The organism is Ancrocorticia sp. (assembly GCF_052089425.1).
Classification (GTDB): domain Bacteria; phylum Actinomycetota; class Actinomycetes; order Actinomycetales; family Actinomycetaceae; genus Ancrocorticia.
In genome coordinates this window covers 1-9,372 of record NZ_JBQCZW010000023.1, presented here as the reverse complement: position 1 = coordinate 9,372, position 9,372 = coordinate 1, and the positions used below count along the sequence as shown (strand labels likewise).

The 9,372-nt window shown below is 58.0% G+C and carries 7 protein-coding genes; all 7 read left to right on the top strand.

Annotated features, from left to right (window positions below; genetic code table 11):
* Window positions 1-46 precede the first annotated feature (46 nt).
* The 7 genes from ACTHV6_RS08320 to ACTHV6_RS08290 all read left to right on the top strand — a co-directional run bounded on the left by ACTHV6_RS08320 (window position 47) and on the right by ACTHV6_RS08290 (window position 9,189).
* The gene (locus ACTHV6_RS08320) at window positions 47-895 is read left to right on the top strand and encodes an HAD-IIA family hydrolase (RefSeq protein WP_441386851.1); all 849 of its coding nucleotides are present in this window, start codon (window positions 47-49) and stop codon (window positions 893-895) included.
* A gap of 183 nt (window positions 896-1,078) precedes the next feature.
* The gene (locus ACTHV6_RS08315) at window positions 1,079-2,620 is read left to right on the top strand and encodes an FGGY-family carbohydrate kinase (protein WP_441386884.1); all 1,542 of its coding nucleotides are present in this window, start codon (window positions 1,079-1,081) and stop codon (window positions 2,618-2,620) included.
* Window positions 2,621-2,698: 78 nt separating this feature from the next.
* Entirely contained in the window at window positions 2,699-4,066 is a 1,368-nt protein-coding gene (locus ACTHV6_RS08310; RefSeq protein ID WP_441386849.1) for a sn-glycerol-1-phosphate dehydrogenase, read from the top strand.
* A 27-nt stretch (window positions 4,067-4,093) separates the two neighbouring features.
* Window positions 4,094-5,782 (top strand): ribulokinase, encoded by a 1,689-nt coding sequence (locus tag ACTHV6_RS08305; protein WP_441386847.1) that lies wholly within the window; start codon window positions 4,094-4,096, stop codon window positions 5,780-5,782.
* Window positions 5,779-6,483, top strand: a complete 705-nt coding sequence (locus tag ACTHV6_RS08300; RefSeq protein ID WP_441386846.1) for an L-ribulose-5-phosphate 4-epimerase — start codon at window positions 5,779-5,781, stop codon at window positions 6,481-6,483. Before ACTHV6_RS08305 ends, ACTHV6_RS08300 begins: the two co-directional genes overlap by 4 nt.
* Before the next feature lie 103 nt (window positions 6,484-6,586).
* Window positions 6,587-8,128, top strand: coding sequence for a xylulokinase (locus ACTHV6_RS08295; RefSeq protein WP_441386844.1), 1,542 nt, complete (start codon window positions 6,587-6,589; stop codon window positions 8,126-8,128).
* Complete coding sequence (locus ACTHV6_RS08290) at window positions 8,128-9,189, top strand: NAD(P)H-dependent glycerol-3-phosphate dehydrogenase (protein ID WP_441386843.1); 1,062 nt, start codon at window positions 8,128-8,130, stop codon at window positions 9,187-9,189. Before ACTHV6_RS08295 ends, ACTHV6_RS08290 begins: the two co-directional genes overlap by 1 nt.
* Window positions 9,190-9,372 lie beyond the last annotated feature (183 nt).

The following is a 9,372-nucleotide window of genomic DNA, read 5'->3' as shown; positions in this document are numbered from 1 at the left end:
CCCCCCCCCACCACTTATCACAACAAGAAAACCAAGGAGCCCAGCGGTGCAGTACACGTCACCTACTAAGTTATATGACGCATATGTGTTCGATATGGATGGCACCATCTATCTGGGCGATCATCTTTTGCCCGGCGCGAAGCGGCTCATTGAGGGCCTGCGCACCTTAGGCAAGCCTGTCCGGTTCCTTTCGAACAATCCAACAAAGGATCCTCACCAGTACCTCGCGAAGCTCGAGAAACTGGACATCCCAACTCCGGTCGAAGAAATTGCGAACACGGTTGTCACAACCACGCGTTGGCTCAAGGCCAACCATCCTGATGCCACCGTGTTCCCCATCTCGGAACAACCGCTCAAGGATGCCCTCGCAGCTGAGGGCATCAAGATGAGCGAGGATCCCGAGGAAATCGATATCGTGATCGCTTCCTACGATCGCACATTCGAGTACCGAAAGCTTCAGATTGCCTTCGATGCCATTTGGTTCCACAAGCGCGCATTCCTCATCACAACCAATCCAGATCGGTACTGTCCGTTCCCGGGTGGTCGCGGTGAGCCGGACGCTGCTTCGATCGTGGCAGCAATTGAAGCCTGCACCGGCACCAAGTGCGTGGCAAACATGGGAAAGCCTGAGGCAGTGATGCTCACGGCAGCCCTCGGTGATCTCGATGTTGATCCCGCCAACTGCATGATGGTTGGCGATCGTTTGATGACCGATATTGGCATGGCGATCAATACGGGCATGGCATCTACGCTGCTGTTGACAGGAGATTCAACACTGGAAGAAGCAGAAGCCTTGCCCGAAGCACAACAGCCTACTTTTGTTCTTCCAAGGATCGATCACCTCATTCCTGACGAGATCCGGAGTGAGTGGGGATGGTCTGATTCCGATTCGTAACCATCGCGCCCGGATCTCACCGGTTCTATGCCCTCCAGGTATCTGAGCCACGACATCTACAAGGTAACTGAGCGCTAACGTTCGTTGGCCGCTCTCAGTCAATTAACCGCTCCAGCTATAACTTCATTGTGGAGGTTTTCATTGTCAGCTAACCAAACAACCCGCCCCGGTGGCCCCTATGTGATGGGAATTGATTTCGGTACAGAATCGTGCCGTGTGGGTATCTTCGATCTTGTCGGTTCTCCCGTAGCCTTCGCGGCAACCACCTACAAGACAACGCATCCGCATCCCGGCTGGGCCGAGCAGTCTCCCGATGATTGGTGGCAGGCACTCATTGCCTCAACCCACCTCGTGCTGCAGCGCTCCGGCCTTCAGCCTCACGAGATCGCCGGCATCTCCTACGATGCCACCACGATGACTGTTGTTGCGCTGGACCGCAACGGTGATGCGCTGCGTAACGCCATCATGTGGATGGACGTCCGTGCAACCGAACAGTCCGCGCGAGTGGTCAACACCCAGTCCACCGCCCGCCGCTACACCGGTAACGGAACGCTCCCGCCAACTGCCGAATGGTACCCATTCAAGGCTGCGTGGCTGCGTGAGAACGAACCTGAGACCTACAAGGCGGCCCACCGCCTGATCGACGCCCCGGATTGGCTGACCTTCAAGCTGACCGGCGAATACTCGTTGAACATCAACACGGCTGCGCATCGCGCCTACTATGACCGCGATAACGGTGGCTGGCCAGTGGATCTTTACGAAGAGGCTGGCGCAGGCGATGTGTTCGATAAGCTTCCCGATGTTGTCAATGATCTTGGCACGAACCTTGGTGGCCTGCAGCGCAGCGCCGCAGAGGAACTTGGCCTGATCCCTGGAACTCCGGTTGCTCAGGGTGGTGGAGACGCATGGCACGGCCAGATCGGCCTGAACGTGCTCCGCCCCGGCAAGATGACCTTGGTGACGGGATCCTCCCACGTGATGTCCGGCCAGTCCCCGGAACCACTGTCAGGTCCCGGCTTCTTCGGTGGTTACACCGATGGCGTGGTGCCCGGCCAGTACACGGTGGAAACGTCACTAGTCTCCTCGGGCTCCGTCCTCAAGTGGTTCAAGGATCAGTTCTGCGCCGATATTTCGACGGCCGCAGATCAGATCGGCCTTTCGGTATACGACATCATGAACCGCCGCTCCTCCGATATTCCGATCGGCTGCGACGGCTTGATCCTCAACGAATACTTCCAGGGCAACCGCACACCGTATTCGGATTCCAAGGCACGTGGCGTGTTCACCGGCCTCTCGTTGGCGCACACACGCGAGCACATGTACAAGTCCATTCAGGAAGGCGTGTGCTACGGGGTGGAAGCCAACATGCGCAAGCTGCGCGATGCGGGCTTCGAGGTCAAGGAGTTCGTGGCCTGTGGAGGCTCAACCAAGTCGCGTATGTGGACGCAGATGCACGCGGACGTCACGGGTGTTCCGATTACGCTCACCGAGGTGGGCGATGCGGTCACACTGGGTTCGTGCATCCTCGCAGCCGCTGGCGCTGGCCTTTATGATTCCGTTCAGGATGCCGCAGATAACATGGTTCATGAGCGCGAGCACATTGAGCCGAACATGGCGCGGCACGAAGAATACAAGTTCTACGCCGATAAGTACTGCGAGCAGTACCCCTTGGTGCAAGAGCACATTCACGAGGTTGTCGATCACGTGATCGCAACACAAAAGTAATTCACCGGTGGCGGGCTGTTTCCGAGCGGCCCGCCACCCCGAGTTTTCCATACAGGCAAAGAGTAGAAGAGGAAGATCATGGCAAGCGAGCTCATTGCAACTGCTCTGAAAACAGCTGATGAGACGAAAGCAATCGCATTCGGTGATGACGTACTTGGGGAGACGGGCGCAATGTTCGCCGAACAGTTCCCGGGAGTCCGAGTACTTGTGGTTGGTGACGACAACACGTTCGCCGCAGCGGGCGAAACGGTTGTGGCATCTCTGAAGGAAGCCGGCGTGGAGTTCGCCGAGGATCCATACCTGTTCCCGGGCAAGCCAACAGTCTATGGCGGCTACGAGAACGTGGAGATCCTGCGTGATCACCTCAAGGAACTGGATAACACATACTTCTGCTCCATCGGTGGCGGAACTATTAACGATCTTGCAAAGCTCGCTTCTGGTGAACTGGGCCGGCCCTACATGAATGTATGTACGGCCGCATCGGTTGATGGATACGCCGCGTTCGGCGCATCGATCGCCAAGAACGGCTTCAAGATCACACGAGACTGCCCCGCTCCTCAGGGCTTGGTGGCGGACAACGCTGTGATGGCGAATGCTCCGGCTCGTCTTACCTACACCGGCTACGGTGATCTCATCGAGAAGATCCCCGCTGGTGCGGACTGGATCCTTTCGGACCTTCTGGGTATCGAGGCCATCGATGATTACGTATGGGGCCTTGTTCAGGGACCGCTTCGCGAATCCCTCGCCCACCCGGCCGATCTAGCGGCCGGCGATCACGCGGCAATTGAGCTGCTGGGAGAGGGCCAGATCATGTCCGGTCTTGCCATGCAGGCCGCGAAGTCTTCTCGCCCGGCATCGGGTGCGGGCCATCAGTTCTCCCACGTGTGGGAGATGGAGGGCCACGGACTTGATTGGGAGCCGCCGCTGTCCCACGGCATGAAGGTTGGCGTTGGCACGATTGCTTCGCTGGCCATGTGGGAGCTGTTCCTCAAGATGGAACCGGAAGATTTCGATATTGATCACGCCTTGGCCTCTGTCAAAACACCGGAGTACATCGAAAACCGCGTTCGTTCCACGCTTGGGCCGCTTATTCAGGACGAAGCGGTCAAGCACTCCCTGTACAAGCGCACTGAAGGAGATGAGCTTGTTGCACGTATTGAGCTCCTGAAGAAGGTATGGCCAGAGCTCAAGGAACGTGCAACCAAGCAGATTATTTCGGCACAGGATGCGATGGACCGCATCAAGACGGTAGGCGGCCCCTACCACCCCGAAATGCTCGAGATCGATTGGGATCGCTTCCGCGAAACCCATTACAAGGCCCAGATGATCAGGTCCCGGTACACGATTCTGGATATTTTCACTGATCTTGGCATTCTTGACACGGTTGTTGAGAAGCTGTTCGCGCCGGACGGTTTCTGGGGGCAGCACCGCCACCCCGAAGCCTGATGGCATCTACACAAGGAGAGAACCTTTATGTCCGATCACAAGTACATTGTAGGTATTGATTTCGGAACCCTGTCCGGGCGAGCCGTGGTGGTAGATGCCGCCGATGGTAAGCAGATGGGCACTGCGGTAACCGAGTACCGTCACGGGGTCATGGACCGTACCCTCACAGCGGGTAACAACCAGCCGCTGCCGCCAGAGTTCGCGTTGCAGAACCCCGATGATTACATCGAAGTTCTCGCTACCGCGGTTCCCGGTGCAGTCAAGGATGCCGGCGTTGATCCAGCCGATATCGTGGGCATCGGGGTGGACGCCACCTCAGCAACTGTGTTCTTCACGGACAAAGATGGTGAGCCCCTGTGCAACAAGCCGGAGTTCAAGGACAACATTCACGCATACGTGAAGCTGTGGAAGCATCACGGCGCCCAGAATCAGGCTGATCGCTTGGTGAAGGTTGCCGAGGCCCGCCGTGAAAAGTGGCTGGGCCGGTACGGCGGCGTGCTCTCCTCTGAGCTCCTCTTGCCTAAGGCGCTTGAGGTGTTTGAGGTAGCTCCCGAGGTTTACGAGGCCACTGATGAAATCGTCAACCTTCTTGACTGGTTGACCTGGCGCATGACTGGCCATCTGACGTATGCGGAAGGCGATTCCGGATACAAGAGGATGTATCAGGATGGCACGTACCCCACACGTGAGTACCTCGAGGCCGTCAAGCCTGGCTTTGGCGATATCTTCACGGAGAAGATGAGCCACGAGATCCTCCCTCTGGGCGGTAAGGTGGGCGAGCTTTCGCAGGATATGGCTGAGCTCATGGGGCTGGCCGCCGGAACAGCTGTGGCTTCCGGAAACATTGACGCTCACGTGGTGGTTGCCGGCACGAACGCCGTCCGCCCCGGTCAGCTGACCGCCATTCTTGGCACCTCGTGTGTGTACGTTGTCAACGGTCCCGAGTACAAGGACTGCCCGGGTACCTTCGGCACTGTTTACGGTGGTGCCGTGGACGGGCTGTGGGGCTTCGAGGCCGGACAGACCGCCGTCGGCGATATCTTTGCATGGTTCATCGATAATTGCGTTCCACCGAAGTTCTTCGATGAGGCCAAGGAACGTGGCCTGAACATCCACGAGCTGCTCGTGGAGAAGGCTGCCGCGCAAGAAGTTGGCCAGCACGGTCTGGTGGCACTCGATTGGCACAACGGAAACCGTTCGATCCTCTCCGATGCCCATCTTTCCGGATTGGTCATGGGTCAAACCCTGACCACCACCGCTGATGAGACGTACCTAGCCTTGCTGGAGTCCACCGCGTTCGGAGCTCGCGTTATCGTTGAGAACTTCGAACAGCATGGTATTGCCATTGATGAGATCGTTGCCGCTGGCGGACTGTTGAAGAACAGGTTCTACATGCAGCTGCTCTCGGATATTACGCGCCGGCCCATTACCGTGTCGCTTTCAGATCAGTCTGGTGCGCTTGGCTCGGCAGTGTTTGCTGCTGTTGCAGCGGGTGTGTACCCGGATGTGTACGCGGCCGCAGATGCGATGGCACGCGTAGATCACCACGCCTACGTGCCGGATCTGGACCGCGCCGCCAAGTACGATGGCCTGTTCGCCATCTACAAGGAGATGCACGATTACTTCGGGCGTTACACCGGCAAGTCGCCGATGCATCGTCTCAAGGACATCAAGCTTGAGGTGTTCGAGGGCCAGAGGGGGTACGTCGCAGAATGAGCCAAGTGTTAACTGAGCTGCCACAGGGCGTACAGGCAGCGGTGCAGGCTACGCGCGAGGATGTGGCGAAGCTCCACGAGGAGCTTCCAGCGAACAACCTCGTCGTGTGGACCGCTGGCAACGTGTCAGGGCGCGTTCCGGGGGCTGATCTGTTTGTGATCAAGCCGTCGGGCGTTCGCTACAACGAACTCGCTCCGGACACCATGGTTGTGTGTGACCTTGACGGAAACAAGATCGTGGATGGGACACCGGACAGTCTCTCTCCTTCATCGGACACTGCGGCGCATGCATACGTGTATCGCCACATGCCTGAAGTTGGAGGAGTGGTCCACACTCATTCCACGTACGCAACGGCGTTCGCAGCGGTTCATCGTCCGATTCCCTGTGTTCTGACCATGATGGGGGATGAGTTCGGCGGAGAAGTTCCCGTTGGCCCGTTCGCCATCATCGGTGACGATTCGATTGGCCGCGGCATTGTGGAGACGCTGAAGGAATCGCGTTCCCCCGCAGTACTCATGGCCAATCACGGCCCGTTCACCGTGGGGAAGAGCGCCACCGCAGCAGTGAAGGCCGCCGTGATGGTTGAGGAGGTGGCCCGAACCGTGGCCGCCGCTCAGCAGATCGGTGATCTGGTTCCAGTTGCACAGGAACACATCGATTCGCTGTATGACCGGTACCAGAACGTATACGGCCAGCACTAGATAGTGGAGCCCACCCACCTGCGGGTGGGTGGGCTCTCATATTTGGTCAGCGATTCGGGGAGCATTCCACCGCTGGCCCCCGGAGGTCTACGAAGGAGTAGATATGTCTCAGACCTCAGAACCCTTAGTTATTGCGATTGATTCATCCACCTCGGCAACGAAGGCCGTGGTGGTTAACACATCCGGTCAGGTCCTTTCAACGGGAAAGGCCGAAATTGAACTTCTCACGCCCGCCATGGATCAGTACGAACAGGATCCGGCCGAGTGGTGGGAATCCACAAACGCGGCGGTTGCCGAAGCCGTTGGCTCTTTGAGTAGCGAGGATCGCGGCCGCATAGAGGCACTGTGTATTACTCACCAACGTGAATCCTTTGCCCTCGTCGATGAGAGCGGCCACGCCCTGCGCCCAGCGATCCTATGGCTGGACTCCCGCGCTGGCGAAGAAATCACAGAATTCGGCTCCGCACACATTCATGAACTATCGGGCAAGCCCGCCGATACCACTCCCGCCATCTACAAGATGACTTGGCTTTCGCGCCATGAGCCGGAGGCTCTGGCTGGCGCAGATAAGGTAGTGGATGTTCACGCCTATCTGGCGAAGAAGCTTGTGGGTCGTTGGGTTTCGGCCATGGGTAGCGCGGATACTCTCAACCTTCTGGACATCGCGGGCCGCGACTATTCACCTGAACTTATGGGCATTGCCGGTGTGCGCTTGGATCAGATGGCAGAGTTGGCCGAACCGGCCTCCATCATTGATCCGATCAATCCCAAGATTCTCAAGGAGTGGGGCCTGCCCTCCGGAGTTGTTCTGGTGGCGGGTGTGGGAGACGGCCAAGCGGCCGGTCTTGGCACTGCCGCAATTGACGAGGATCTAGCCTACGTCAACGTAGGCACCTCGATCGTTTCTGGTGTTCACTCCTTCGAATACCAGTATTCGCCTGCCTACCGCACCTTGCTGGGGGGCATACCGGGATCTTATGTGCTGGAGATTGTCCAGAACTCAGGATCTGTACTGGGCAACTGGTTCCGCAAAGAGCTGGGCAACCCGCTTCTTGACGGTGCGCTGGATCCGGAATTGGATGAGGCAGCCGCCAAGATCGAACCGGGAAGCGCTGGCCTGCTCACTGTTCCTTACTGGAATGCTGTGCAGTCACCGCACTGGGATCCCTTTGCCAAGGGAATGATGGTGGGATTCGGTTCCGCACACACCCGCGCCCACGTGTATCGCTCCATTCTGGAAGGTATGGCGCTGGAACTGCGCGAAAACCTTGAGCGGGTGCAAGAATCCACTGGCCGCGAGCTCCGCGAACTGCGCTGCACTGGCGGCGGGTCTCGCAGCACCCTCTGGCGCCAGATTATCGCCGATGCCACCGGCCTACCGATGGTTGTGTCCGGTGTTGACGAAGTGAGTGCACAGGCCGCTGCCATGATGGCGATGGCCGCAATCGGGGCCTACCCGGATGTCCAAAGTGCTTCTGAGGCAATGGCCAGCTTTATTGAGCGAACTGAGCCTAACATGGAAGCATATGACGTATATGGGCAGTGGGCTGATATCCAAAAGGATATCTATCCTGCGCTTGCCCCTCTATTTGGGCGTATCTACGCCCAGTCAAACCGACAAAAGGAACAGAAGGAAGAATCATAATGGCGAAGATCGCAGTACTGGGAGCGGGAATCATGGCCACGGCCCTCTCGTTCCCAGCCTCAGAAAACGGAAACAATGTCCACCTGATCGGAACCTTCCTCGATCGCGAGATCGTCGATTCCATCCAGAAGACGGGCGTGCACCCTGATCTGGGCCTCAAGGTCAATGAGAACGTTACGGCCCACCAGCTGGAGGAAGCCGCCGAAGTTGTCAAGGGCGCAGATGTTGTCATGTGCGGTGTCAACTCGTTTGGCATCGAATGGGCAGGCGAACAGCTCGCTGATCTCTTGGAGCCAGGGCAGAAGCTCTTGACCATTACCAAGGGCATGCGCGCCGATGACGACGGCACGTTGAAGCTGCTGCCGAACATTATCAAGTCCTACTTGGATCCAGAGCTGGCTGAGCAGATTTCGTGGAACGCCATCACTGGTCCATCCATCGCCGGCGAACTGGCCGTGCACCATGACACCTGCGTGGTGTTCTGTGGCCACGATCAGGGCGATCTGGACTACTTGGCTGGCCTGTTCCGCACCGATTACTACCACGTGTGGACCTCGCTCGATTTCAACGGATACGAGACGGGCGCTGCCACGAAGAACGTGTACGCGTTCGCGGCTGGTTTCGCCGATGGTCTCCTTCGCGTGGCTGGCAAGGAAAACGATCGCTATGTCATGTACAACTACTCCGCGGCCGTGTTCGCACAGGGCCAGCGCGAGCTGACATCCTTCATCAAGCTCATGGGCGGTGAGCCAGATACGGCCATCGGCCTGGGCGGTGTAGGCGATATGTACGTGACCTCAGCGGGTGGGCGTAACGTCAAGGCCGGTGGATTTGTTGGCGAAGGCGTTCCGTTCTCCGAGGTTCGCGATCGCCTTATGAAGGGCGTGACCCTTGAGGGTGTTGCCGCCATTAACGTAATTGGTGCGGCCCTCAAGCCGCTGACCGAACGTGGCGTGATCGGCCCCGAGGAATACCCGCTGTGCCGGTTCCTGTACTCCGTGGTTGCTGAGGATGCCCCGCTAGAGATGCCCTGGGATAGCTTCTTCGGTGGTTTGAAGTAGCTCCAACAGAGTTCGATACAAGGAAAGTGGCGGGGTTTTGCCCCGCCACTTTCGTACAAGAACCACACTCACCTTCCACCTGCCCGCGGTTTTCTACGGCCCACCCCTGATACGGAATGATTATGGCAAAGACGCAGAACAAAGAGGAACGCCAGCGCCTCATCACGGAATTTGTGCTGGAGC